At 47.7% G+C, this 1625-nt stretch carries 2 protein-coding genes; one reads left to right on the forward strand and one right to left on the reverse strand.

Annotation, left to right across the window (positions count from 1 at the left end; all coding sequences use genetic code 11):
- Nucleotides 1-101: 101 nt before the first annotated feature.
- A complete protein-coding gene (locus ACFC0D_RS38480; protein WP_000018326.1) occupies nt 102-917 on the reverse strand; it encodes an aminoglycoside O-phosphotransferase APH(3')-Ia in 816 nt (271 codons plus the stop codon).
- A gap of 129 nt (nt 918-1046) precedes the next feature.
- Here ACFC0D_RS38480 and ACFC0D_RS38485 point away from each other — a divergent pair.
- On the forward strand, nt 1047-1625 hold a 579-nt coding region (locus ACFC0D_RS38485), incomplete at its 3' end, for an IS6-like element IS26 family transposase (protein WP_376446756.1).

Raw genomic sequence — 1625 nt, forward strand, 5'->3', positions numbered from 1 at the left:
CGATAGTACCGTCCGGATACTGCCAGATATCGGCGTCCAGGGAGATGTCCTGAAGCGCGGTGTCCGGAATTTCAGGTTTGTGTCTCTACAAAGACTAACTATCAGAAAAACTCATCGAGCATCAAATGAAACTGCAATTTATTCATATCAGGATTATCAATACCATATTTTTGAAAAAGCCGTTTCTGTAATGAAGGAGAAAACTCACCGAGGCAGTTCCATAGGATGGCAAGATCCTGGTATCGGTCTGCGATTCCGACTCGTCCAACATCAATACAACCTATTAATTTCCCCTCGTCAAAAATAAGGTTATCAAGTGAGAAATCACCATGAGTGACGACTGAATCCGGTGAGAATGGCAAAAGTTTATGCATTTCTTTCCAGACTTGTTCAACAGGCCAGCCATTACGCTCGTCATCAAAATCACTCGCATCAACCAAACCGTTATTCATTCGTGATTGCGCCTGAGCGAGACGAAATACGCGGTCGCTGTTAAAAGGACAATTACAAACAGGAATCGAATGCAACCGGCGCAGGAACACTGCCAGCGCATCAACAATATTTTCACCTGAATCAGGATATTCTTCTAATACCTGGAATGCTGTTTTCCCGGGGATCGCAGTGGTGAGTAACCATGCATCATCAGGAGTACGGATAAAATGCTTGATGGTCGGAAGAGGCATAAATGCCGTCAGCCAGTTTAGTCTGACCATCTCATCTGTAACATCATTGGCAACGCTACCTTTGCCATGTTTCAGAAACAACTCTGGCGCATTGGGCTTCCCATACAATCGATAGATTGTCGCACCTGATTGCCCGACATTATCGCGAGCCCATCTATACCCATATAAATCAGCATCCAGGTTGGAATTTAATCGCGGCCTCGAGCAAGACGTTTCCCGTTGAATATGGCTCATAACACCCCTTGTATTACTGTTTATGTAAGCAGACAGTTTTATTGTTCATGATGATATATTTTTATCGGCACTGTTGCAAATAGTCGGTGGTGATAAACTTATCATCCCCTTTTGCTGATGGAGCTGCACATGAACCCATTCAAAGGCCGGCATTTTCAGCGTGACATCATTCTGTGGGCCGTACGCTGGTACTGCAAATACGGCATCAGTTACCGTGAGCTGCAGGAGATGCTGGCTGAACGCGGAGTGAATGTCGATCACTCCACGATTTACCGCTGGGTTCAGCGTTATGCGCCTGAAATGGAAAAACGGCTGCGCTGGTACTGGCGTAACCCTTCCGATCTTTGCCCGTGGCACATGGATGAAACCTACGTGAAGGTCAATGGCCGCTGGGCGTATCTGTACCGGGCCGTCGACAGCCGGGGCCGCACTGTCGATTTTTATCTCTCCTCCCGTCGTAACAGCAAAGCTGCATACCGGTTTCTGGGTAAAATCCTCAACAACGTGAAGAAGTGGCAGATCCCGCGATTCATCAACACGGATAAAGCGCCCGCCTATGGTCGCGCGCTTGCTCTGCTCAAACGCGAAGGCCGGTGCCCGACTGACGTTGAACACCGACAGATTAAGTACCGGAACAACGTGATTGAATGCGATCATGGCAAACTGAAACGGATAATCGGCGCCACGCTGGGATTTAAATCCATGAAG

Source organism: Streptomyces sp. NPDC056222, from assembly GCF_042264065.1.
Classification (GTDB): Bacteria; Actinomycetota; Actinomycetes; order Streptomycetales; family Streptomycetaceae; genus Streptomyces.